Source organism: Taklimakanibacter lacteus (assembly GCA_003576695.1).
Taxonomy (GTDB): Bacteria; Pseudomonadota; Alphaproteobacteria; order Rhizobiales; family Aestuariivirgaceae; genus Taklimakanibacter; species Taklimakanibacter lacteus.
The window spans coordinates 490,488-514,333 of the sequence record QOZQ01000003.1; the positions used below are offsets into that span (position 1 = coordinate 490,488).

The following is a 23,846-nucleotide window of genomic DNA, read 5'->3' on the forward strand; positions in this document are numbered from 1 at the left end:
GGGATTTGCCTTATGCCGCCGGCCTCACCGCGAAGCGCTTGCGGTAGTCCGCGGGTCTCAGTCCCACCACCTTCTGGAACACCTTGCGGAAGGAGCTTGCATCCTCATAGCCGACATCGAAGGCCACCTGGTCGACGGTGCGGTTGGTGAGCTCCAGCATCTCGCGCGCCTTGCCGACGCGCAGGCGCTGGCAATATTCGGTGGGATTGAAGTCGGTTGCCTTGCGGAAGCGGCGGATGAAGGTACGCTCCTCGAGCCCGGCATGTGCCGCCATATCGGCCAGCGTCGCTTGCCGAAGACCGTCCTTCTGCAGCCAGTGCTGCACTTTCAGCACCGCCTCATCGCCATGATGAAGCTTGGGCGTGAAGGTGCTGTAGAAGCGCTGCTCGCGCCCGGCCGTGTCGATGAGGAAGAAACGCGCCGTCGCCAGCATGACCGTCGGGCCGAGGAAGCGGCCGACCAGCTTGAGGCCGAGATCGGTCCACGACATGATCCCGCCCGTCGTGATGATATCGCCATCATCGATCATCAGCTTGTCGCCATCGACATGGATCTCGGGATGAAGTTTCTTGAGCACGGGAGCATAGCCCCAATGCGTCGTGGCTTTACGGTCACGCAACAACCCGGTCTCGGCAAGAAGGAAAGTGCCGCCGCAGACCGAGCAGAGCGTGACACCTTCATTGTGCCTTTCAGCGAGCCAGGCCGCGAAGGACCGGCTCGTCTCCAGCGCCGGCGGTCCGGCAAGGGTCGGCGGCGCGATGACGACGCTGGGCCGCGATGGGACGCCTTCATGCGTGTCGAAGCTCACTTCCACCGTCTGGGCTTCGGGCCCCGCCCTCCAATGGGTGACGCGCAAGGTGGCGGCATCTTTGCCGCCAAGCTCGCGCGAGAGGCGGCTGGCCTCGCAGAAGAGATCGGTCAGGCCGTGGAGTGCCGCGCGCTGGCAGTGGCGGTAGTCGAGAATGGCGATTTCGGCGATGGGCGCTTTGGACATTGTTTGTCAGTTTTGCCTTGCAGAATGTCAGTTTTGCCAATCCGCATCATGGGCCAAATGCCCTATCTTTTCCATGTCAAAGACGGTCAATGTCGCTTTTAGCAAAAGGAATCAAAAACATGCCTATGATCAAGACCAAGGATGGCGTCGACATCTTCTATAAGGACTGGGGCCAGGGCCAGCCCATCGTCTTCAGCCATGGCTGGCCGCTTTCCGCCGATGACTGGGACGCCCAGATGCTCTTCTTCCTGCACAAGGGTTTCCGCGTCATCGCCCATGACCGCCGCGGCCATGGGCGCTCGACCCAGGTCGGCAGCGGCCATGACATGGATCACTATGCCGACGACCTTGCTGCGCTGACGGCGCATCTCGATCTGAAGGATGCGGTGCATGTCGGCCATTCGACCGGCGGCGGCGAAGTGGTGCATTACATCGCCCGTCACGGCGAGGCGCGTGTGTCGAAGGCGGCGATCATTGCCGCGGTGCCGCCCTTGATGGTGAAGACGCCGGCCAATCCGGGCGGGCTGCCCAAGGACGTGTTCGATGGTCTCCAGGAGCAGGTCGCAACCAACCGCGCGCAATTCTACTATGATCTGCCGGCGGGCCCGTTCTACGGCTACAACCGGCCGGGCGCCAAGCCGCAGCAGGCGGTCATCTGGAACTGGTGGCGCCAGGGCATGATGGGCGGCGCCAAAGCGCATTATGATGGCATCGTTGCTTTCTCGCAGACCGATTTCACCGAGGACCTGAAGAAGATCAAGGTGCCGGTGCTGGTGATGCATGGCGATGACGATCAGATCGTGCCCTATGCCGATTCAGCGCCGCTCTCCGCCAAGCTCCTGCAGAACGGCGTGCTCAAGACCTATAAGGGCTTCGCGCATGGCATGCCGACGACCGAGGCCGCGACGATCAACGCGGATCTGTTGGCGTTCATCAAAGGGTAATCTCCCTCCACATTTTCCCCTTCTCCCATGCTGCGCACGGGAGAAGGGGATTTATTTGTAAGAGAGATAAGATAAGGCTACGCCGCCTTGTCCTTCTGCTGCCTGAGGAAGGCCTCGACGCGCTTCTTCAGCTCCGGCACCGAGATGTCTTCCTTATGCGTTGCCACCATCCAGCTGTTGCCGGAGAAATCCTTCACGCCACCGCAGCGGTCGCCATAGAACATGTCCATCGGTTCCATGACGCTCTTGCCGCCTGCCTTGACGGCGCGCTGGTAGGCCGCATCCGCATCATTGACATAGAGATAGAAAGTCGCCGCCGACGCGGGTGCCTGCTCGCTTTCATCGGCCAGCATGACGCGTGAATCGCCGATCTTCACTTCCGCATGCATGATCGATCCATCCGGGCGTTTCATCGGCTCATGCGTCATTTCCGCATCGAATGCTTGGCCCAGAAATTCGATGACCTTGTCGGCGCCGCGAACCGTCACATAGGGCGTTACCGCGTGATAGCCGTCAGGAATAGGTTTCACTGCCATGGAGCTCTCCTTGTGTTTCGGGAACAGGACGAGCAGCCGCGGAGGCGCGGTTGTTCAAGGGCTTTAACGGTCGGGGCACGGCAGGGTTCCGACAGTTTTGCAGAATCTGCGAAGCCTGCCTTATGAGGAAGGGGCAATGCCAGGAGGCAGACATGAAGCACGGCAAGACCGGGCCGGAACTCGATCAGTTCGACATCACGCTCCTGAATATCGTCCAGGAGAATAATCTCCTGACGACGGAGCAACTGGCTGGCAAAGTGGGGCTATCGGCGACCGCCTGCCAGCGCCGGCTGAAGCGACTGCGCGCCGAGGGCGCCATTTCGGCCGATGTGTCGCTGATCTCGGGCGATGCGGCGGGAACGCCGGTGACCCTCGTCGTGCTGGTCTCGCTCGAGCGCGAGCAGCGCGACCTGCTCGATGGATTCAAGCGCCGCATCGCGAGCTACCCTGAAGTGACCCAGTGCTATTATGTTACCGGCAATGCCGATTTCATCCTGGTGGTGCGCGTCGCGTCCATGGAGGATTATGGCGCATTCACCGAACACGCCTTCTTCGGCGACAAGAACGTCAAGGCCTTCCAGACCTATGCCGCGATGCAGACGGTCAAGTTCACGACCAAATACCATCTCACCGAGTGACCTGTGGCTTATCGGCGCCTGGCGCCGCTCCACATGCTGCGATCGGTCGGGCCTTCGGTGACGATCACCAGGACCTTCGCATGGCGATCGAGCTTCAACTCGGCGGCAAGGCGCTCATCGCTCAGCAGCCGCTCGAGCCCGGCAAGCCCCGCCGCACCCGATTCACCCGCTTCGATCACAGCATCTGCGCCTTCGGGCCAGGCGAGATGCCTGACCGCCTTGCGCGCGTCGTCTTCCGAGACCGTGACATAAGCATCGGCCAGCGCATGGACGACCGGCCAGGCGAGCGGCGAGGGCCGCTGGCATTCGAGCATCGCCATGATGGTGGCCGGTCCATGCGGCAGCATGACGAGGCGGCCGGCGCGGGCGCTTTCGGTGAGGCATGCCGCGCGTTCGGGCTCGACGATGATGAAGCGCGGGCGCTTTTCGCCTTGTGTCATCGCTGTCCAGTGTCCGAAGATGCTGGCGGCAATGCCGCCGACGCCCGCTTGCACGAAGACATGGGTGAAGCTCAAGCTCCGCCTTTGCGCCTCGGCAAGGATCTCATCGACCAGGATCGAATAGCCTTCCATCACATGGCCGCAGATCTGCGCCGCGTCCGGATCATCCGCCGCGACGATATCGGGAACCAGCACCCAGCCATGGCGGTCGACCGAGCGCGCCGCCTCGGCGACGGAATCATCATAGGAGCCGGCGATGCGGACGATCTCGGCGCCGAGCCGCTCTATATGGGCGACGCGCTCTTCGCTCACCCCGGCATGGAGAAAGATCTTGCAGCGGGCGCCGACGAGACGGGCGCCGGCGGCGACGGAGCGGCCGTGATTGCCGTCGGAGGCACAGCATACGGTGAGTTCGGCGCAGAGTTCGCGCAGCTGGGGAGAGGTGATCTCAGCCGGCAATATCTTGCGGCCAAGCGCCTTCTCGGCCCGCTTCTGCGCGACGCGCAGCACCGCATAGGCGCCGCCCAGACCCTTGAAGCTCAAAAGGCCGAGGCGGAAGGATTCATCCTTGGCGTGAAGACTGGCAATGCCGAGCTTGCTCGCCAGCGCCCTGAGGGGGAGCAGGGGAGTCGGTGGATGATGCGGGAAGGCTTGCAGATATTGCTGCGGCTCGGCCGAGGCGCCGGCGGCGCACCACCAGGGCAGGGCGTCAAGCCTGGGACGCGTGCCGGCGGAGGGCACAAAGGCGGTGGCGGTCTCGATGATCATAGAGGCATTCCCATCTGTCGGTTCTTCTTGATTGTCTGTTCAGGCCGGCAATTTGCGATGCACGATCGACGACCAGTAGGCGATGCCGGGGCCAAGGGCCGCGTCATTGAAGTCGTAATGCGGGTTGTGCAGCGGCTGGCCGTTGGCACCATCCACGCCATTGCCGAGAAAGGCGAAATTGCCGGGCTTGTGGTTGAGGAAGAGGCCGAAATCCTCAGAGCCCATCAGCGGCTCAGGCTCGGCATCGACGCGGTCGATGCCGGGCGTCGCCCTGGCGGCAGCAAGCGCATGCTGGCTGGCGCTATCGTGATTGACGGTCGAGGCGAATTCCTGCGTGTAAGTCACATCCACTTCGGCGCCGAAGCTCTGGGCAATGCCGGCTGCAATGCGGCGCATCTCGGCTTCGATGATCTTCTGGATTTCGGGGCGGTAGCTGCGCGTATCGCCCTTGAGGATCACAGTCTCGGGCAGCACATTGCGCGTGCCGTCGGTCAGCACTTCCGTCACCGAGACGACGGCGGTATCGAGCGCTGAGACGCGGCGCGACACGATCGTCTGCAGCGCCAGGATCGCATGCGCTGCAATGACGATCGGATCATTGGCCACTTGCGGGCGCGCCGCATGGCCGCCCTTGCCGCGGAAGCGGATCTCGAAATTGTCTTCCGAAGCCATCAGCGGGCCGGCGCGCGTCGCGAAGGCGCCGACCGGCATGCCGGGCATGTTGTGGATGCCGTAGATCTCGGCGAAGGCGAAACGCTCGAACAGGCCATCGGCGATCATCGCCTTGGCGCCGCGGCCATGCTCCTCATTGGGCTGGAAGATGAAATGGACGGTGCCGGAGAACTGCCCATGCCGGCTCAGATGATGGGCGGCCCCCAGCAGCATGGCCATATGGCCGTCATGGCCGCAGGCAGGCATCTGGCCCTGATGCGTCGAGGCATAGGGCAGGTTGGTCTGCTCCGTGATCTTGAGCGCATCCATGTCGGCGCGCAGCGCAATCGCCTGGCTGCCGGACCCTTTGCGCAAGATGCCGACCACCCCGGTCTGGCCGATGCCCTGATGCACCTCAAGCCCGAAGGAGCGAAGTTTCTCGGCGACGAAGGCGGAAGTCTTATGCTCGCCGAAGCCCAACTCCGGGATGGAATGGAGATGGCGCCGCCATTCCCTGGCGGCGTCGATCTGGCTTGCTTCCGGCGTCGTCGGCATGGAGGGCTCCCTGGGTATTGGCCTGATGGCGCAGTCCACATTTGCCCGATTAAGGCCTGTTAAGTTCGGCGAAAACTATGCCGAAACGCAGAAAAGCTGCGAAATGAACGTCACGACTTGGAGTTCACTGCGCCAAACCTTAGCCCATCCATCAACAACGCGACCAATCGCTTCGACCGCTCCCGCCAGTCAGCCGTCTTGGGGGCGCCATAGATGCCGGAGAGTGCATGCATGACATCCGAGCTTTCGATATCGGCGCGGATCGTGCCGGAGGCGATGGCGGCATCGATAAGTTTCTGCAGCGCGGCCGGGATCCGGCCTGAGGATTCGGCGAAGAATTCGGAATTGCTGGCAACGAGCAGCTTGAGGCTGTCGGCCATGCCGCGCTTGGCGGCGATGTAATCGACGAAGCGCTGCATCCATTCGGCCAGCGCCACATCGGGTGGATACTTGCGGGCGAGGGCTTCGGCTGCCTGGCAAAGCTCCTCGACCTCGCGCCGGTAGATGACCTCGACCAGATGCTCGCGGGTGGGAAAATGCCGGTAGAGCGTGCCGATGCCGACGCCGGCGCGCTCGGCGATCTCTTCGAGCGATGTGTCGATGCCATGCTGGAAGAAAGCGAGCCCGGCCGCCTTGATGAGCTTGTCGCGATTCTTCTGGGCATCGGCGCGCAGCGCCTTTTCCGCCGGGGCAGGGACAGCTTGGCGAGATTTGGCGGGACGCTTTGCCATTATTTCACACGCGCGTCCCAATTGGGGTCTTGAATCGCCATCCCTGATCTCTTAGCTTGATAAACGGAGGCGCCTCCGATTATATCCGGGACGCCTTCGAATTGTTACCCCATCCGGAACCGAAATGTCAGCCCTTTGCAGGGCGGCAGAGTGAGGCCCGCATCCATGAGCAAACCCCTGAAAATCAAGCTTCACGTCAATGGCGTCGCGCGCGAGCTCGTGATCGAGCCGCGCGTCACCTTGCTCGATGCCCTGCGCGAGCACCTGAACCTCACGGGCTCCAAGAAGGGCTGCGACCAGGGCCAGTGCGGCGCCTGCACCGTCCATGTCGATGGCGAGCGCGTGCTCGCATGTCTGACACTCGCCGCCCAGGTCGAGGGCAGGGAGATCACCACCGTCGAGGGCCTGACGCCCGACGGCGCCGAGCTTCATCCCGTCCAGGCCGCCTTCCTCAAGCATGATGCCTTCCAGTGCGGCTATTGCACGCCGGGCCAGATCATGTCGGCGGTCGCCTGCATCAGGGAAGGCCATGCCTCGTCCGATGCCGAGATCCGCGAATATATGTCGGGCAATCTGTGCCGCTGCGGCGCCTATCCGCATATCGTCGCCGCCGTGCGCGAAGCCAGGGAGGCGCTGTCATGAGGGACTTCACCTATGCCCGCGCCGCTTCCGTTGAAGATGCGCGCCGTCTCGCGCAGCAATCCGGCGCCATGCTGCTGGCGGGCGGGACGACCTTGCTCGATCTCGCCAAATGCGGCGTCGCCAGGCCCGACCATGTGGTCGACATCACCCATCTGAAGGGCCTCGATGCGATCGAGGTGACCAGGGAGGGCGCTCATCTGGGGGCACTCGCCAAGATGAGCCATGTGGCCGACGACAAGGCGATCCGCGCCGAATTCCCGGCCGTGTCGGAGGCGCTGTGGCAGGCGGCCTCGGCGCAATTGCGCAATATGGCGACCATTGGCGGCAATCTCATGCAGCGTACGCGCTGCGCCTATTTCCGCGATCCCAATTCCTTTGCCGCCTGCAACAAGCGCCAGCCGGGATCGGGCTGTGCGGCGCGGGGCGGCATCACCCGCAATCACGCGGTGCTCGGCACGAGCTCTTCCTGCATCGCCACCAATCCGGGCGATCTCGCCGTGGCGCTCGTCGCCTTCGATGCCATCGTGCATCTGGGCGACAGGAAGGTGCCGGTCGATGACTTCTTCCTTCTGCCCGGAGCAACGCCCGATCGCGAACAGGCGATCGAGCCGGGTGAGGTGATCACGGCGGTCAGCATTCCCGCATCGGCAGCGGCCAGACGCTCCACCTATCTCAAGGTGCGCGACCGCCAGTCTTACGAATTCGCGGCCGCCAGCGCCGCGGTCGGACTCGATCTCGAAGCCGATGGCAGGACCATTCGCGACATCCGCGTGGCATTGGGCGGCGTCGCCACGAAGCCCTGGCGTGCTCATGCGGTGGAGAAGGCGCTGAAAGGCAAAACGCTGGAGCCGGAAACGGTAATGCGCGCCAGCCTGCTCGCCATGGAAGGCGCCATCGCGCAGGGTGACAATCACTACAAGATCGATCTGGCGCCGCGTGTCATCGCCCGCGCCATCCTCAAAGTCGGAGGCCTCGCATGACCCCAGTTGCAGCGAAAATGAAGCGCGGCGATTCCACCGACGGCGGTGCTGCGTCGGCGCTCGGCAGCCGCCTGTCGCGCATCGATGGACCGGCCAAGATCAAGGGCCAGGCCCGCTATGGGCTGGAGCACCATCCCGCCAACATGGCTTATGCGGTGATCGTGCAGAGCACGATCCCATCCGGACATATTCGCGCGATCGACAGCAAGCCGGCGGAAGCAGCGCCGGGCGTGCTGCTGGTGATCACGCCGGACAATGTCATGCCGCTGAAGCCCATAACTACCTGGACGGGGGCGCCCTCATCGGACAAGCCCTATCTGGCGTTGACGCGCGAGATCAATTTCACCGGCCAGCATGTAGCGGCGGTGATCGCGGAGACCTTCGAGCAGGCAAGCGAGGCGGCGGGCCTCCTCAGGATCGACTATGAGGAGAAGGAGTCCATCCCCAGCTACGACGACCCGAAATCGGGCGCGGGCAATCCGCTCGACGCCATGGCGGTTGCCTGGGGCGATGCCGGAAGGGCCTTCGCCGAGGCGCCCGTGCGCATTGAGCAGACCTACAGGACGCCGCGTGAATATAATGTGCCGATCGAGCCGCATGGCCTCGTGGCGGAGTGGCAGGGCGACATGCTCACGGTATGGGAGCCGAGCCAGTGGGTCAACTTCATGATCCATAACTATGCCGAATGGTATGGCCTGCCTGACGAAAAGGTACGGCTAATATCGCCCTATGTCGGCGGCGGCTTTGGCTCGAAGGCTTTCGCACTTGGCCATGGCGCGATTGCCACCATGGCGGCGAAGATGCTGAACCGTCCGGTGAAGCTCGCGGTCACGCGGCCGCAGACCTTCACTGCTTTCGGCGGCAGGCCGGCGACGCGCCAGACCTTGTCGCTTGGCGCCACCAAAGAAGGCAATCTGCTCTCGATCGTCCAGAAGGGCGCCAATGAGACCTCGGTCGATGGCGTGTGGGTCGAGCCTTTGGCCTCGGTCACAGCACTCATGTATGCGACGCCCAATCTGTCGGCACGCCAGAATATCGTGCCGGTCAATACGGTGACGCCTTGCGCGCTCCGGGCGCCGGGCGAGAATCCGAGCGCCTGGGGCATCGAATGCGCCATCGATGAGCTCAGCTATGAGGTCGGCATCGATCCGGTGGCGATCCGGCTCCTGAATTATGCCGAAGAGGATCCGCATGCGAAGAAGCCCTGGTCGACGCGCCGGTTGCGCGAGGCCTATGAGGAGGGTGCGAAGGCCTTCGGCTGGGCGAAGCGCAACCCGAAGCCGCGCTCGATGCGCGACGGCCATCATCTGATCGGCTGGGGTGTTGCGGCCGGCACCTATCCGGTGCGCCGCACCGCAGGCGAAGCGCTGGTGCGCATCTTCGCCGACGGCCGTGCCGAGGTGGCGAGCAGCGGCATCGATATGGGGCAGGGCACTTACACGATCCTGGCCCAGACCGCGGCCGAGGCGATCGGCATGCCGGTCGAGCAAATCGAGGTGAAGCTCGGCGACTCCGCCTTGCCGGGCGCACCCGTCGCCGGCGGCTCGCAGCTTGCCAATCTCATGACGGGCGCCGTGCACAAAGCCGCCACCGCGGCGCGCGATGAATTGATCGGCCTTGCCATCAATGATCCGAAGTCGCCCTTCAGGGAACTGCAGGCGAATACGCTGTCGATTGCCGACGGCGTGATCTCGCCGCCGCGCGGCGGCGAGAGCATGTCCATTGCGGAACTGCTGCGCCGTCTCGGACGTGACAAGATCGAAGTCCAGCGCGATACCTTGCCGGAAAACGCCAACAGCGCCGCCGACAAGCTTGCGACCTACAACACCATCACCCGCATGCGCTCGCCGACCGATGGTGATTATTCGCTCCATGCATGGTGTGTGCATTTCATCGAGGTCAGGGTGGATGAGGATTTCGGCACGGTGCGCGTGTCGCGCGTCGTTTCCGCCCTCGATTCAGGCAGGCTGTACAACCCCAAGCTCGCCGAGAGCCAGTGGAAAGGCGGCATCATCATGGGCATCGGCCAGGCCCTGCTCGAGGAGGGCCTCGTCGATCCGCGCCAGGGCCGCGTGATCAACAACAATCTCGGCGACTATCTCATCGCCACCAATGCCGACATTCCCGATATCGAGGTGATCTCGGTCGGCGTACCGGACTTCCATGCCTCAGCCTTGGGCGGTAAGGCTGTGGGCGAGCTCGGTATTGTCGGCGTGGCGCCCGCCATTGCCAATGCGGTCTATCACGCGACCGGCAAACGCATTCGTGAGCTGCCGATCACGCTGGAGAAGCTGCTGGGCGACTGAGCAAGTCCGGCTTCACGGATGCAGCAGGCGCACCTCGGTGCCGTGAACGGCGGTGCTTTCGGCCATGTCGCTCTTGCGCCCTGAGACCAGCGCATTGACATTGGCATCGCCCAGCGATGAGCCGGGCCAGCGGCCCTTATGAACGATGCCCATGCCGGGCTGCGCCGTATCCGATATGGCGATGGCGAGGGTGAGCTCACCCGTTTCATTGGCGATGCGGACGGGATCGCCCGCGGCGAAGCCCGCTTGCGCCGCATCATCGGGATGGAGCGTGAGGGTCGGCGGGCCGAGCCGGCGGCGGATGACCTTGTCATTGCCATAGCTCGAATTCATCAGCCACAAGGAAGCGGGCGAGAGGATGCGCAAACGCCCATGCTCGGGCGGTGCATCGGCATGGGGCAGAGGCAGGCGCGGCAGACCTTGCTGCTCGGCGCGGGCACTCGCCAGCTCGATGCGCCCGGACGGTGTCGCGAAGGCAAGATCGGCGAACTGAATGCGCGGTTCAGGAAACACGGTCACCGTGCCGAGCTTCGCGAGATCGGCGAAGTTGCCGCGATAGGGCGTCTGCGCCAGGAGCCGGGCGATGAGATCATCATCCCGTTCGAACAGGAGGGGATCGTCACAGCCCATGGCGCGGGCAAGCTGGCGGAAGATCTCCTGATTGGGCAGCGCCTCGCCGGGCGGGTCGGCCGCCTTCACCTGCGCCGACACCGTGAGGTCGAAATAGGACAAAACGAGATCGTCGAATTCGAGGAAACTCGCCGCCGGCAGCACGATATCGGCATAGTTGGTCGTGTCGGTGTGGAAGAGATCGATGGCGACATGGAAGAGATCGTCACGGGTGAGCGCCCGGCGCAGCCGCTTCTGCTCGGGCGACGAGGCGGCGGGGTTATTGTTCCAGTTGATGAAGGCGAGAGACTTGTCCGGGTCTTCCAGCGCCGCGGCGAGGTCCATATGGCTGATGGATCCCGTGCCGTCACGGGCGAGCTCGGGCGCCGTCAGGCTCGCCGGGTCGATGCCGCGCAGTTGCGCGCCATTCAGGTAGCAGAAGCCTGCCCCCTTCTTGCCGAGATTGCCGGTAAAGGCGATGAGGGCGGCGATGGCGCGGAACACATTGCCGCCCTGCGGCTGGCGCTGCACGCCCTGGCCGAGCCACAGAAGCGAGGGACCCGCCGCATAGGCCATGGCGGCCTCTTCGATGAGCGTCGCGGGCACGCCGCACAGTTCCGCCGCGCGCGCCGGCGTCATCGCCTCGATCGCCGGGATCAGCTCCTCGGAACCGAGCACATGACGGGTGAGGAAAGCCTCATCGGCAAGCCCTCTGGCGCGCACGACATGAAGCAGCGCGAAGGCGAGTGCGGCATCGCTGCCGGGCCTGAGCTTCAGATGGATATCGGCCGCTTTCGCCGTGTCATGCGCGATGGGATCGACGACGATGATTTTGGCCCCGGCTGCGCGTGCGTCCTTCAGCCAGTGCTTGTCCTGGTGCGGGGCGGAATGGGACGGGTTGGCGCCCCAGACGATGATGCAGTTTGCATCCTTCGCCGAGCGCGGGTCGAAGCCTTCCGCGGAACTGCCGAAGACGAGCTCGAGCGCCGCATGGCCGGCCTTGTTGCACACCGTGTCGGGATCGACCTCGGTGGCGCCGATGCGGTTGAACAAGCGAATGGGAAAAGTGCCGCCGATGAGGCTGACGGTCCCGGTATAATGCGTGTGCAGGATGCTGCGGCTCTTGCCGGTCCCGATGAGGCGCCCGAGCTTCGCCGCGATCTCGCCCAGGGCTTCGTCCCAGGTGACGGCTGTGAACTCGCCTTTGCCTTTGGCACCGACGCGTTTCAGCGGCGTGGTCAGACGCAGAGCCGGATCGCGCCAGGCGCCATTATAGGCGATCGCACATTTCCCGCACAGGGCGCCCCGCGTGATCGCATGATCCGGGTCGCCCAGCACATTGGCGATGACGCCGTTCCGCTTCGTGACGGTGATGCCGCAGGCATCATAGCAATCCCGCGGGCAGGTGGTCTTGATGATCTGGGACTGTGCCATGCCGCCTTATAGCATGAGGCGATGGCGCGCGGCCTGTCCACTTGGCGGATGTCGGCTCAGGCCAATCAGCCGGAGCGCCGCATCCTGGCGAGCGCCAAAGGTGTCCGGCCGGTCAGACGGCGGCTCTCGCGCACCAGATGGGCCTGATCGGCATAGCCTGCTTCAGCTGCCAGCAGCGCGGTCGATGTTCGGGGCGCCTTGTGGCTGAGCTTGCGGAAGCGCTGATAGCGCAGGATACGGTCGAGTGTCTTGGGGCCATAGCCGAAGGCTTCGTCGAACCGGCGCCGCAAGGTCCGCTCGCTCAGGGCCAATGCGCGGCCGAGCCAGGGGATGAGAGACACGCCGGGCGGCGGGCCTCTCTCGATCAAGGTGAAGGCGGCGATCATGACCTTGTCTGCCGCAATGCGCGCCGGCATCGCACCCGCCAAGGCGCCTTCGAGCGAAGCGATAAGCGCGGTGACGTCCTCATCGCCGCCCACATGGTCCGCCAGCCTCCTTGCCTTTGCACCCCACAGATCATCCAGCATCACGCGTTGGTCGCGCAGCTCATGCGCCGCCGTGCCCAGCCATTGCGCGGCTGCACCGGGGCGGAACCGGAAACCGATGACGGTCGTACCCGGCTTGAGGACTTCCGTCTGTGGCGACTTGTCGGGCCCGGCGACGCGGAGCTTTCCTTCGATCCACTGCACATCGATCGTCGCATCGGGCGTCACGATGACGGGCGGCGCACCGACCTCGGGCATCCGGTGCGTCCACACATGGCTGAAGCTCTCGCTGAGCGCTGGTGCTACGGGACGCTCCGTGAACCACCCGGTAGTCAAGGCCGGTACTGCGGTTCCATCTTTCATGACCGACAGGGTAGCATCTTTTCGGGACAGGCGATTGGCCGAATTGTTCAAGAAACAGGGGCGCTGCACGGCCAGATTATGGGCATCGGATGAAGGAGAGACATGATGAAACCGAGAATTGCCGTATTGACCATTGGTGTCGATGACCTCGAAACATCCTTGCGCTTCTATCGCGACGGCCTCGGCCTTCCGACCGAAGGTATCATTGGGACCGAGTTCGAGCATGGCGCAGTCGTGTTCATCGATCTGCAGAGTGGTCTGAAGCTGGCGCTCTTCGAACGCGACAATCTCGCTCACGATGCCGGCGTCGCCAAGATCGGCCGTAGCCCGTCGGAATTCACCATTGGCCACAATGTGAGGAGCGAGAGGGAGGTCGATGAGGTGATGCGCCAAGCGATCGCCGCCGGCGCGCGCGAGATCAAGCCGGCGCAGAAGACCTTCTGGGGCGGCTATGCCGGCTATTTCCAGGACCCCGACGATCACCTTTGGGAGATCATCTACAATCCGGCTTTCCTGCCGGAAGATTAAGGCCGCAAATACCGGTCGAGCACATTGCGGGTCACCTGCATGACCATCTCGTCCCGGCGCAGGAGGCCCGCAACCCACTCGCAGGTTCCGGCGTGAAAGACTTCGCCTTTGCCCCGCCGGAAATTCACGATCATGCCGCAGCCGCGCTTGGTGGCCTCGATTGCCGGCACATCGGATGAGCCCTTGAGGACGGAAGCGACATATTCGGCGTCCTCGCTGCCGAGGAAGACCTTGCCCGGCACGATGGTCGGACCTTCCTCGATGGTCGAGGAGAGGCCGAGCGCCAGGATCTCGAGTCCCTCGGGCGCCAGCTCGCCGGGTGCGACATGGGGCAGGCCGCCTCTGATCTCATAGTCGAGCCCGTCGACCTCATAACCGAAAATGACCGACTGCGCGCCCAGCACATCGCCATAATAAAGGCCGGTATCCTTGAAGGCCCAATGCTCCGGACGATAGACCGGGAAGCCCTTGGCGCCGCGCGGCGAGCAGCCGGACCAGCCGGCATAGAGGCCGCGCGTCGCGTTCAAACCGAAAGTGAGCGCGCCTGGTCGGCCGATCTCGCGGGCTTCCCAGGATTCGGTCACCAGATGGCGCGGCCCGCTCGTCATATAGGGATCGTTCCTGGTCGCGAGATACTTGTGGCAGATCTGGATCCGGTCTTCCTGCTCGAGCCTGATCTGCCACATGAAATTGCCGGCGAAGCGCGCCACATGCCCGCCCCGATCGACATAGGCATCGATCGCATCGCGCATCTGCCATGACCAGTATTCATCGTGGCCGACCATCGCCAGACACGAATAGGCCGGCAGGATTTCCGGCCGGGAATGGAGATCGCTCTGCGCGATGATGTCGAGCTGATAACCTTGCGCCTCGGCCCAGCGCGCGAAATGCCGTTCATAGCTGGCCCAGCCGGCCGAGGCATATTTCTTGCTGAAGCCGTTGGCGTAAGCCCATTCCATATGCGGATAGCACGGCAGCGCCATCCTGCCGGGCGGCTCCATCAGCGTCGGCCGTGGCACGTCAGCGGGCAGGCTGATGAAACCCCTGGCGAAAGGCCGGAGGATGCTGAGCTGGGCAGAAAAGAGATTGCCCTCGGGACCGGTGAAGCCCTGATAGTGGTTCGATCCGCCCCAGTCATTATAGGCGGTCCAGGTCGAGGTCGCGGCGATCAGGAGCAGGCGGCCCGGCAGTGTCTTGGCAGACTTCGGCCGCACGATGAAAAGATGATCATGCGTGTCGGCGACCTTGGTGCCATCGAGGCATTTCGTGCGCACGATATAGGCGCCTGAGCGCCAGTCATCGTCGATCTCGAATTCGAAGGCAACCGGCCAGGAGCAGCCATTCACCGAGCAGTCTTCCGGAATGTGATGAAGCTTGCCGGGCAATCCCTTCCGCTCGAGCACCATTTCCTGCGCGAGGCCATCGCGAATGACGTGAAGACTGTAAGTGCGGGCGTTTGTGCAGGTGTGAATCCTGACCGTCTCGCCCGGCGCATAGGACTGGGCATCGCAATAGGACCATATGCGCAGGCGCTCGAGATTTTCGGCGCGCGGACGTTCGGCGTAGTTACCGAGCACCGCTTGCGCGAGCCATTCATCGGAGGGCTGCCGAACGTCGACCATCTGCAGCGCAGTAGCAAATATTCTTCTATTTCAAAAGCCTGCTTGGGTTCAGAGGCGATAGCGCGATGCCGCTTGAACTGGGGTAGGTTGCGGCTTATGTTAGACAAAGCAGGAAATTGTCCAACGAAGGGTTTCCGATGTCCAAGATCGCCAAGCGCCATGTCGGCCGCCGTGGGCAGTCGCCCAGGCCGGCAAAGACCATCGTCGGCCTCTACCTTGAATTACGTGCCGCCCGCGTTGAACCCGTCATCAAGGCTGCCGAGCGGTCTGGATTGTTGAACGAGAAGGACAGTCGAATTGGCGGCAGAGTCAGCCGGAAGCTGATAGATCAGGCCAAGAGGCGGACGGGCATCGAAACGGACACGGACTTGATAGAGTTCGCCTTGGCGAATATTGCGCTGGAGGACAGGTTCGCCGAGGTCTTCAAGGAGTCGCGGGGCAAAGTGGATTCCGACATCAAGCTCGGCTTCTGAGGTGGCTGCATTCGACTCTGACGCCGCGCGACGCTGGGCGCGTTTCGATCCGCAGAGGACACTTGCTCGGCGACCGGATCGGGATTTGTCCTTCATTGCCGAGGATCAGCTGGCCGGGCAGGAACTGTTGCTCGATACATGTGTCTATATTGATCAGATGCAGAACAGATCGCCTGCTATTCTCGATGAACTGATCCGACGGCGGCAAATCAACCACTCGACCATCGCGATACAAGAGTTGATGCACAGCGTCGGTGTGTTGAGGCCCGACGATCCCCGCACGCCGGGAGTCATCAACGAGATACGCAAACAGATTCAAGCCATGCCGGCGCATCGGATCAACACGCCGGATTCCGACGTGCTCGGGAGAGCAGCGCTGTTGTCGGGCGTCCTTTGTCGCCTTCAAGGGTATGCGGTCGATCGGAAATTGAGGGCGCTCAATGATTGTGTGCTGTTTCTGCAAGCGCTGAAGCTGGGGTTCGTCGTTCTGACTGCCAATGTGGCTGACTACGATATACTGCTGCAGCTGGTTCCCGATGGGCGGGCGCTCTTTTACCGGCAAGAGCGGCAACAAGTGATGAGATCAAAATGATTTATGAAATCTGCGTGGATTCAATCGCGGGCGTGCGCGCCGCCAGGGAAGCGGGAGCGCATCGCGCCGAATTATGCGCCAATCTGCTGGAGGGCGGCACGACGCCGAGCCGCGGCATGATCCGCGAAGCCCGCAAGGTCGAGGGGATAGGCCTCCAGGTCATCATCAGGCCGCGCGGTGGTGATTTCCTGTTCGATGACGATGAACTCGCCGTCATGCAGGCCGATATCGACACCGCCAGGGCGGAGGGGGCCGATGGCGTCGTCATCGGTATCCTCACGGCAGACGGCATTGTCGATGCCGACCGCACGCGTGAACTGATCGCCCGGGCGCGGCCGCTGTCGGTGACCTTCCACCGCGCATTCGACATGACGCGCGATCCTTTCGAAGCCCTGGAGACGCTGATCGGCCTGGGCGTCGACCGGGTCCTGACCTCGGGCCAGGAGCCGAGCGTGCTGGAAGGCTTGCCGCTCATCATCGAGCTCATCCGCCGCGCCGGCGAGCGGATCATCATCATGCCGGGCGGCGGCATAAATGCGCGCAATGCAGTGCGGATCATTGCCGAGGCGAAGCCGCGCGAGATCCATTTCGCCGGCCGCGAGGCCGTCGCCGGCGGCATGAAGTTCCGCCGCCACCATGTCTATATGGGCGGCGAGTTGCGCGCCCCCGAATATGATCGCTTCGTCACGTCGGCGGCGATCATTCGCGCGGTGATGGGGAAAGAGCCGGGGTAGCGATTTTCGCATAGCCGTGCCGCTTCGCGCCAAGGTTGCTCGACATCTCCGTGCATGTCAGTTTGATATGTGCATTCGAGATCACGGGGAAATGAAGATGTCGGCAACGGAAGAGCTGGCTAAAGCGGACTCGGCGACGACACTGGCGGCACGCATTCGCCGCAAGGAGGTCTCGCCCGTCGAGGTGGTGGACAGCGCCATTGCACGTATCGAGAAACATAACTCGAAGATCAACGCGCTTATCATTTTCGGCTATGACGACGCCCGCAAGGCGGCAAAGCAGGCGGAAGCGGCCATCATGCGCGGCGACGCCGTCGGGCCGTTCCACGGCGTGCCGATCGCGATGAAGGATTGCTTCGACTTCAAGCCGGGCTGGGTCACGACCTTCGGCGGCATCCGCGCGCTCAAGGATTATGTCGCCGACAGCTATTGCATTTTTGCCGAGCGCATGGAGAGGGCAGGCGCCGTCATGGTCGGCAAGACCAACAGCCCGGTCTTCGGCTTCCGGGGCACTTGCGACAATTACCTGTTCGGCCCTTCGCGCAATCCCTTCGACCTGACCAAGAATACCGGCGGCTCCTCCGGCGGCAGCGCCGGCGCCGTGGCGGCGGGCCTCCTGCCACTGTGCGAGGGCACTGATGGCGGCGGCTCGATCCGCATCCCGTCCTCCTGGTGCGGCGTCTTCGGCTACAAGCCCGCTTTCGGCCGCGTGCCCCTGGTGACCAGGCCCGATGCCTTCAGCGGCAACATCCCTTTCATCTTCGAAGGCCCGATCACCCGCACCGTCGAGGATTCGGCGCTCGCCATGTCGGTGCTGCAGGGCTACGATTCGCGTGATCCCTACGCCATCGAAGGTAGCGTCGACTTCATGGGCGCGCTCAGGAAATCGATCGCCGGCAAGAAGATCGCCTATACGCGCGACTATGGCGTCTTCCCGGTCGACAAGCGGGTCATCGCGGTCGTCGACAAGGCACTGAAGGCTTTCGAAGAAGCGGGCGCCCATGTCGAGGAGGTCAAGATCAATATCCCGCGCTCGCATATGGAGCTCTCCGACATGTGGTGCCGGCTCATCGCGCCCAAGCAGGTGGCGGCGCTGGAAGGCTTCAAGCGCCAGGGCATCGACCTCATGCGCGACCATCATGATGATTTCCCGCCCGAATTCTGGCATTGGGACGAGATCGGCCGGCGCATGAGTGCTGCGCAATATCTTGCCGATGAGGCCATGCGCACGGAAGTCTTCGACGCGCTGCGCCCGGTGCTCGACACTTATGACTATATGGTGTCGCCGACGCTCGCCTGCCTGGCGGTCGATAATGCGACCGACGGCAACACGGTGGGGCCGAGGGAGATCGAAGGCCAGCCGATCAACCGCCTGATCGGCTGGTGCATGACCTATCTCATCAATTTCATCGGCTATCCGGCAGCGACGGTGCCGGCCGGCCTCGCCGACAACGGCCTTCCCGTGGGCCTGCAGATCGTCGGCAAGCGCTATGCCGATGAGGATGTGTTCGCGGCCAGCGCCGAATTCGAGCGCCGGCGTCCGTGGATGGATAGCTACAAGAAGTGCAAGCTCTAGAAACCCTGCGTCACCACAGCGTATAGCCGCCGTCGATCACGAAGGCGGCGCCCGTGACATAGCTCGAGGCCGGCGAGGCGAGATAGAGGGCGAGCGGCCCGATCTCATGCGGCTCGCCGGTACGCCCCATCGGCACCTGGCGCACGAAGGTCTCGATCACTTCCGGATGCTTCTCGGCCCAGGCGACATTGGGCTCGGTCATGAACAGGCCCGGACAGATGGCATTCACGGTGACGCCGCGCGGCGCCCAGTCGGCCGCGGTGGCGCGGGTGAAATGGATGAGCGCCGCCTTGGTCGTCTCGTAGTGGCGCCCGCCAATGCCGCGATTGGCGATCATGCCGCTGATCGAGGCGATGTTGATGACGCGGCCCGAGCCGCGCTTGAGCATGGCGCCGCCGATGATCTTGGTGGCGAGAAAGCAATGGGTCAGATTGAGGTCGACGAATTTCCGCCAGGTGGCAAGGTCGGTGTCCTCGACGGCGATATCGAGATTGCGGCCACCGACATTGTTGACGAGGATGTCGATCGGGCCGGCTTCGGCGAGCACGCGCTGGCACAACGCCTCGCAGATCTCGGGCACGGCGATATCGGCCGGATAAGTCCATGCCTGGCGGCCGCGCTCGCGTACCTCCGCGGCGGTCTTCTCGAGGGCCGCGGACTCGCGTCCATTAAGGATGATATCGGCGCCGGCCTCCGCGGCCGCCAGCGCAATTACCCGGCCAAATCCCCGGCTGCCGCCGGTGACGAAGAGACGCTTTCCATCCAGACGGAAACGATCGAGCACATTCACGGGCTTCTCCTCGCAAGGCATCTTGGCACGATGCGTTTATCTGATAATCTAGCCGCTCCGCCCTGTCGAGACTTTGAGAGGGGAGGGCACGAAGAGCGTTGAGCCGGTGAGCCAGGCCGGCAGTCAAGTCCGGCGGCAACCCTTGCAGGGTTGGAAGTTGCGAAGGCGAATTCATTCGCCTGCAGATGAAGTCCATAGAAGACTGATCAAATTCCGGGAGTAGACAATGACAATACGCAAGGATGAGGAATACAGACTGCAGCAGACTCTCGCCCGTTTGTTGCAGCAGGGAAGCATCGACAGGCGTGAATTCCTGACGCGCAGCCTGGTGGCCGGTCTCGGCCTCGCCGGCGTGGGAACCGCGGCGAAGAACGGTATCGGCTCGGCCAGAGCGCAGGACCGCCCGTTGACGCCGACCTTCTATCAGTGGATTGAGGATCTTCACCCCGGCATCCCGAAGGTGAACGAGAAGTTCCCCGGCCTCAATTACCAGATCGCGCCCGTCGAAGGCTTCGGCATCGAGCGTTTCGTAGCGGAAGCCAAGAAGAAGGAGAGCACCTGGGACGTCTATGTCGGCCAGACGCCGTTCGTCGAGATGTCGGCGATGAAGGCGGCCGACGTCATCGAGCCGTGGGACGACTACATCCCGAAGGAAGTTATCGACGACATGATCCCCTCGATCCGCGAGGAGAACACGATCGACGGCAAGCTCTATGGCTGGCCGTTCTTCCTCGACGTCATCGGCAATTCCTGGCATTCGGGCGTGACGACCAAGGCCGGCCTGAAGGATGAAGCGCCGATGACATGGGACGATCATCTCGCCAACGCCAAGAAGATCGTCGAATCGCAGGCGGCACCCTTCGGCGCCACCTTCGATTCGCATGGTTGGCGGTCGCTGGCGCCCTTCACCCACAGCATGAGCAGCAACGTCTACACCTCCGAAGGCCTGTTCGACTTCACCAGCGACGCGGCCGTCGAAGCGCTGAAGCTGATGAAGAGCATCATGGGCGTGTCGCACCCCGACATCCTGCTCGAAGGCGCTTCCGACGGCGGCGTCAACGGCACGCCGGACGAAGTGGCTTTTGCCGCCGAGCGCGTCGGTTATTTCAGCAAGTACTTCAATGCGCCTTTGCGCATGGCGTCGAACTGGGACGATCCCAAGCAGCTGCGTATGGGGCCCTTGCCGAAATTCGCCAATGGCGAAGGCTCGACCGTGTTCTGGACGACGGGTTGCGCCTTGTTCAAATACGGCAAGAACAAGGAGAAGGCGGCGGAGTACATCAAGGCGCTGACCTATGATGCGCAGATCTGGCAGGATTCGATTGCCGGCACGTCGGCTGCGCATCCCGGCCAGCTGCCGCCCTACAAGTCGATCTATGCCGGCTGGGAAGCCAACAAGCCGGACTGGATGCTCGACTTCGTGCCGTTGGTGCGCGGCCAGCTCGACAAGGCGAAGGCGATCACCAACCATATCTTCGGCCTGCAGCAATTCGTCATCGGCAAGCCCATCTGGGAAACCTATCTCAAGGGCGAGGAAGCCGATCCGAAGGCGGCGCTGAAGAAGGTCGTGGACGCGGTCCAGGCCGAAATCGCGCGCGGCAAGCAGTAGGAGAGGGCGCGGGAACCGGGGCCGGCTTGCCGCCCCGGTTCTCCCTCGTCATTCCCCGATGTGCTTGGCCTGTCTGTTCCGTTAGCATAGCGCATGGCAGAAACGACCTTGTCCGACCAGATGACCGCTCGGCATGCCGAAAGTTTCGGCGCGCGCCTGACGGCGCTTCGCCATGGCATGACACCCTGGTGGTTTCTGCTGCCGGCCATATTGTTCTTCGCCGGCTATCAGGCCTATCCGATCTTCCGGGTCCTGTGGATCAGTTTCACCGACTACCAGTATCTCTCGAGCGAGCCGGCGAAGTTCGTCGGACTCGCCAACTATATCACCGCGTTCAACGACCCATTGATGTGGGCGAGCCTGTGGCGGGCGGCGCTGTTCACGATCATGTTCCTGCCGGGAACCATCATCCTGCCCTTGCTGCTCGCCATCCTGGTCGACAGGGTGTCCAACCAGCGCGTCGCCACCGTCTATCGCGTCGTGCTGCTGATCCCGGCGGTCATCCCGAGCACGCTCGTCTTCGTGCTGTGGAAATGGATGTACAATTACCAGGTCGGCCCGATCAACCACCTGCTGGTCGACATCTTCGGCCTGTTCACCTTGCAGAACGCGCCGCAATGGCTCGGCGGCACGCCGCTGACGCTGCCCGCCATCGCCATCATGGAAGTGTGGTGGGGGCTCGGCTATCACACCATCTTCTTCCTCGCCGGCCTCGCCGCCATCCCCAGGGACCTGCCGGAAGCGGCGCGCATCGACGGCGCCAGCGAATGGTCGATCTTCTGGCACATTACGCGCCCCGCGCTGGCCCCCATCATGATGATCCTGGTGGTGCTGCGCTTCGGAACGGCGATGGCGGTGATCGACGAGTATCTCATCTTCGGCGGCTTCAACCGCGACTCGCCGACCTATACCTGGACCATCTTCATGTATGACCAGGCCTTCAAGCTCGGCCTGTGGCGCCAGGGTTTCGCCGCCGCGATCGGCATGATCGGTGCGGTCGGCATGATGATTGTCATGATCTTCCTCATCCGCATCTTCCGACCCAGGGGTTAGCCCAATGACCATGGTCCTCGCTTCGACAGAACGCAGTGCCGCCCGGGTGACGCCGGAGCCGGGCTGGTTCCGCGAGAACCGCCACGCCATCATCCGCCACGCCATCATCAACTTCTTCATGATCGTCATCCTGGCGCCGCTCGCCTGGGTGCTGATGATGTCGATCAAGTCGCGCTCCGATGCCATGCGCCCCGATTTCTGGCCGCGGCGCTTCGACTTCGGCCACTACGCCTATGTGTTCGACAAGATCGACACTTTCCCGATCAACCTTCTCAACAGCATCTATGTCACGACCGGCACGGTGATCATCACCACGGTCTGCGCGGTGCTGGCGGGCTATGCGCTCGTGCACATGAAGCCCAAGGGCGGCGGGCTCATCGTGGCGGCGCTCTTGATCTCGCTCTATTTCCCGACCCGCGTCGTGTCGATCATCTCGATCTATGAGATCCAGGACTTTCTCAATCTCATCAACAGCACGTCCGGCCTCATCCTGCCTTATGTGACGCTCAATCTGGCGATCAGCGTGCTCATCATGAGAAGCGTGTTCCAGCTGGTGCCGCATGAGGTGGTGGAGGCCGCGGAGGTTGATGGCGCCGGGCCGTTCCGGACCCTGTGGGAAATCGTGCTGCCAATGGCGCGCAACGGCCTTGTCGTCATCTTCATCGTCAACTTCGTCACCGCCTGGGGTGAGTTCCTGCTGTGCTCGACGCTGACCAACGACCAGATCGCGCGCACCATGCCGGTCGTCCTCGCCGGCGCCCAGGGCGGTCTCGGCCAGTGGTCATGGCCGGCACTCGCCGCCGTCTATGTGCTGGTTGTGACGCCCGGCATAGTCGCCTTCACCTTCGCCCAGAAGCTCTTCTTCAAGGGGCTGATGGAAGGCGTCGTGAAGGGTTAGTTGGTTCGCTTGCATTTCCAGCTCGTGCGGCCTAACCATCGACTGAGTGCGCAATTAAGGCGAGGACGAGGCTATGCAGACCTCCCCAACCGACAAGCGCGTCGATCTTTACGGTGCGAGTTATCGCAATTTCGCGACCGATCTCTATGGCGACATAAGGCGTGAGGCCTTTGGCGAGGATATCGGCCAGACAGGCTGGCTGACGGCCGAGGAGCAGGACCTTTTCATTTCATGGCTGGGCCTCACCAGATCGAGCCAGTTATTGGACATCGCTTGCGGCTCGGGCAAGCCGACCTTGCGCATCGCCCAGAAGACCGGATGCCATGTCTCGGGGCTTGATCTGCACAGCGAAGCCATCGCCAGCGCCAAGGCCAATGCCCGCGAGCTCGGCTATGAGGGCCGCACCAAATTCTATGAGGGCAATGCCGGCGAGCGTCTGTCCTTCGCCGCGCAAAGCTTCGATGCCGTCACCTGCATCGATGCGATCAATCACCTGCCCAACCGGCCGCATGTGCTGGAAGAATGGCGGCGCGTGCTGAAGCCGGGCGGGCGGTTGCTGTTCACCGACCCGATCGTGCTGACGGGGCCGATCACCAATACCGAGATCGCCATCCGCGCCTCGATCGGTCTTTTCATGTTCGTGCCCGAGGGGCTCGATGAGATGTTGCTGAGAGAAGCGGGCTTCGAGGTCGAGCGCGTCGAGGACCGCACCCGCAACATGGCCATGAACGCCGCGGGCTGGCTCGCGGCCCGGGCGCGGCGGGAAGCCGATCTGCGCAAGATCGAAGGCGATGAGGCGTATTTCGGCCAGCAGCGCTTCCTCGAAACTGCGGCCGCGCTGGCGAGCGAAAAGCGGCTCTCGCGCTTTGCGATACTGGCGCGCCGAAGCGATTGA

At 63.1% G+C, this 23,846-nt stretch carries 23 protein-coding genes; 14 read left to right on the plus strand and 9 right to left on the minus strand.

The features are described from left to right. Positions 1-10 precede the first annotated feature (10 nt). Complete coding sequence (locus tag DT068_RS07965) at positions 11-994, minus strand: GlxA family transcriptional regulator (RefSeq protein ID WP_119389246.1); 984 nt, start codon at positions 992-994, stop codon at positions 11-13. Between the two features lie 119 nt (positions 995-1,113). Here DT068_RS07965 and DT068_RS07970 point away from each other — a divergent pair, with 119 nt between their 5' ends. Further along, the gene (locus DT068_RS07970; RefSeq protein WP_119389247.1) at positions 1,114-1,938 is read left to right on the plus strand and encodes an alpha/beta fold hydrolase; all 825 of its coding nucleotides are present in this window, start codon (positions 1,114-1,116) and stop codon (positions 1,936-1,938) included. Between the two features lie 77 nt (positions 1,939-2,015). Here DT068_RS07970 and DT068_RS07975 read toward each other — a convergent pair whose 3' ends face one another. Beyond that, on the minus strand, positions 2,016-2,474 hold the full coding sequence (locus tag DT068_RS07975; RefSeq protein ID WP_119389248.1) for a VOC family protein: 459 nt from the start codon (positions 2,472-2,474) through the stop codon (positions 2,016-2,018). Between the two features lie 152 nt (positions 2,475-2,626). Between DT068_RS07975 and DT068_RS07980 the strand changes: the two genes are divergently transcribed. Continuing rightward, a complete protein-coding gene (locus tag DT068_RS07980) occupies positions 2,627-3,112 on the plus strand; it encodes an Lrp/AsnC family transcriptional regulator (protein ID WP_119389249.1) in 486 nt (161 codons plus the stop codon). A gap of 8 nt (positions 3,113-3,120) precedes the next feature. Here the strand turns inward: DT068_RS07980 and DT068_RS07985 are convergent, their stop codons facing one another. From DT068_RS07985 to DT068_RS07995, 3 genes are all read right to left on the minus strand, one after another. Beyond that, entirely contained in the window at positions 3,121-4,320 is a 1,200-nt protein-coding gene (locus tag DT068_RS07985; protein WP_119389250.1) for a diaminopropionate ammonia-lyase, read from the minus strand. A gap of 39 nt (positions 4,321-4,359) precedes the next feature. After that, a complete protein-coding gene (locus DT068_RS07990) occupies positions 4,360-5,526 on the minus strand; it encodes a M20 aminoacylase family protein (RefSeq protein ID WP_119389251.1) in 1,167 nt (388 codons plus the stop codon). Between the two features lie 110 nt (positions 5,527-5,636). After that, positions 5,637-6,257 carry a TetR/AcrR family transcriptional regulator gene (locus tag DT068_RS07995; protein WP_119389252.1) on the minus strand — a complete coding sequence of 207 codons (621 nt, stop codon included), beginning with the start codon at positions 6,255-6,257 and terminating at the stop codon, positions 5,637-5,639. A 165-nt stretch (positions 6,258-6,422) separates the two neighbouring features. On the opposite strand from DT068_RS07995, the gene DT068_RS08000 reads away from it, so the two are divergent. From DT068_RS08000 to DT068_RS08010, 3 genes are read left to right on the plus strand one after another with little or no spacing between them, the layout of a single operon-like run. Further along, positions 6,423-6,899, plus strand: coding sequence for a (2Fe-2S)-binding protein (locus tag DT068_RS08000; protein ID WP_119389253.1), 477 nt, complete (start codon positions 6,423-6,425; stop codon positions 6,897-6,899). Further along, positions 6,896-7,879, plus strand: a complete 984-nt coding sequence (locus DT068_RS08005; RefSeq protein ID WP_119389254.1) for an FAD binding domain-containing protein — start codon at positions 6,896-6,898, stop codon at positions 7,877-7,879. Before DT068_RS08000 ends, DT068_RS08005 begins: the two co-directional genes overlap by 4 nt. Further along, a complete protein-coding gene (locus tag DT068_RS08010) occupies positions 7,876-10,185 on the plus strand; it encodes a xanthine dehydrogenase family protein molybdopterin-binding subunit (RefSeq protein ID WP_119389255.1) in 2,310 nt (769 codons plus the stop codon). The genes DT068_RS08005 and DT068_RS08010 overlap by 4 nt, the downstream gene beginning before the upstream one ends. Positions 10,186-10,197: 12 nt before the next feature. Here the strand turns inward: DT068_RS08010 and DT068_RS08015 are convergent, their stop codons facing one another. Both DT068_RS08015 and DT068_RS08020 read right to left on the minus strand, forming a co-directional pair. Further along, positions 10,198-12,228, minus strand: coding sequence for a molybdopterin-containing oxidoreductase family protein (locus DT068_RS08015; RefSeq protein WP_119389256.1), 2,031 nt, complete (start codon positions 12,226-12,228; stop codon positions 10,198-10,200). Between the two features lie 65 nt (positions 12,229-12,293). Continuing rightward, entirely contained in the window at positions 12,294-13,076 is a 783-nt protein-coding gene (locus tag DT068_RS08020) for a helix-turn-helix domain-containing protein (protein WP_119389257.1), read from the minus strand. Positions 13,077-13,181: 105 nt separating this feature from the next. Between DT068_RS08020 and DT068_RS08025 the strand changes: the two genes are divergently transcribed. Further along, positions 13,182-13,604 carry a VOC family protein gene (locus DT068_RS08025; protein WP_119389329.1) on the plus strand — a complete coding sequence of 141 codons (423 nt, stop codon included), beginning with the start codon at positions 13,182-13,184 and terminating at the stop codon, positions 13,602-13,604. Here DT068_RS08025 and DT068_RS08030 read toward each other — a convergent pair. Beyond that, entirely contained in the window at positions 13,601-15,226 is a 1,626-nt protein-coding gene (locus tag DT068_RS08030; protein ID WP_119389258.1) for a N,N-dimethylformamidase beta subunit family domain-containing protein, read from the minus strand. The two genes, DT068_RS08025 and DT068_RS08030, sit on opposite strands and share 4 nt — an antisense overlap. Positions 15,227-15,363: 137 nt before the next feature. On the opposite strand from DT068_RS08030, the gene DT068_RS08035 reads away from it, so the two are divergent. The 4 genes from DT068_RS08035 to DT068_RS08050 all read left to right on the plus strand — a co-directional run bounded on the left by DT068_RS08035 (position 15,364) and on the right by DT068_RS08050 (position 18,601). Next, positions 15,364-15,699 (plus strand): hypothetical protein, encoded by a 336-nt coding sequence (locus tag DT068_RS08035; protein ID WP_368904532.1) that lies wholly within the window; start codon positions 15,364-15,366, stop codon positions 15,697-15,699. A 1-nt stretch (position 15,700) separates the two neighbouring features. Beyond that, positions 15,701-16,291 (plus strand): type II toxin-antitoxin system VapC family toxin, encoded by a 591-nt coding sequence (locus DT068_RS08040; RefSeq protein ID WP_119389259.1) that lies wholly within the window; start codon positions 15,701-15,703, stop codon positions 16,289-16,291. Continuing rightward, complete coding sequence (locus DT068_RS08045) at positions 16,288-17,025, plus strand: copper homeostasis protein CutC (protein WP_119389260.1); 738 nt, start codon at positions 16,288-16,290, stop codon at positions 17,023-17,025. The genes DT068_RS08040 and DT068_RS08045 overlap by 4 nt, the downstream gene beginning before the upstream one ends. A gap of 97 nt (positions 17,026-17,122) precedes the next feature. Further along, positions 17,123-18,601: an amidase gene (locus DT068_RS08050; protein WP_119389331.1), complete on the plus strand. Its 1,479-nt coding sequence runs from the start codon at positions 17,123-17,125 to the stop codon at positions 18,599-18,601. 10 nt (positions 18,602-18,611) lie between these two features. Here the strand turns inward: DT068_RS08050 and DT068_RS08055 are convergent, their stop codons facing one another. Further along, on the minus strand, positions 18,612-19,391 hold the full coding sequence (locus DT068_RS08055; protein WP_119389332.1) for an SDR family NAD(P)-dependent oxidoreductase: 780 nt from the start codon (positions 19,389-19,391) through the stop codon (positions 18,612-18,614). 226 nt (positions 19,392-19,617) lie between these two features. On the opposite strand from DT068_RS08055, the gene DT068_RS08060 reads away from it, so the two are divergent. From DT068_RS08060 to DT068_RS08075, 4 genes are all read left to right on the plus strand, one after another. Then, positions 19,618-21,000, plus strand: a complete 1,383-nt coding sequence (locus DT068_RS08060; RefSeq protein ID WP_119389261.1) for an ABC transporter substrate-binding protein — start codon at positions 19,618-19,620, stop codon at positions 20,998-21,000. A 93-nt stretch (positions 21,001-21,093) separates the two neighbouring features. Beyond that, a complete protein-coding gene (locus DT068_RS08065; protein WP_368904534.1) occupies positions 21,094-22,053 on the plus strand; it encodes a carbohydrate ABC transporter permease in 960 nt (319 codons plus the stop codon). 4 nt (positions 22,054-22,057) lie between these two features. Next, a complete protein-coding gene (locus DT068_RS08070) occupies positions 22,058-22,951 on the plus strand; it encodes a carbohydrate ABC transporter permease (RefSeq protein ID WP_368904535.1) in 894 nt (297 codons plus the stop codon). A 73-nt stretch (positions 22,952-23,024) separates the two neighbouring features. Next, positions 23,025-23,846 (plus strand): class I SAM-dependent methyltransferase, encoded by an 822-nt coding sequence (locus DT068_RS08075; protein WP_119389263.1) that lies wholly within the window; start codon positions 23,025-23,027, stop codon positions 23,844-23,846.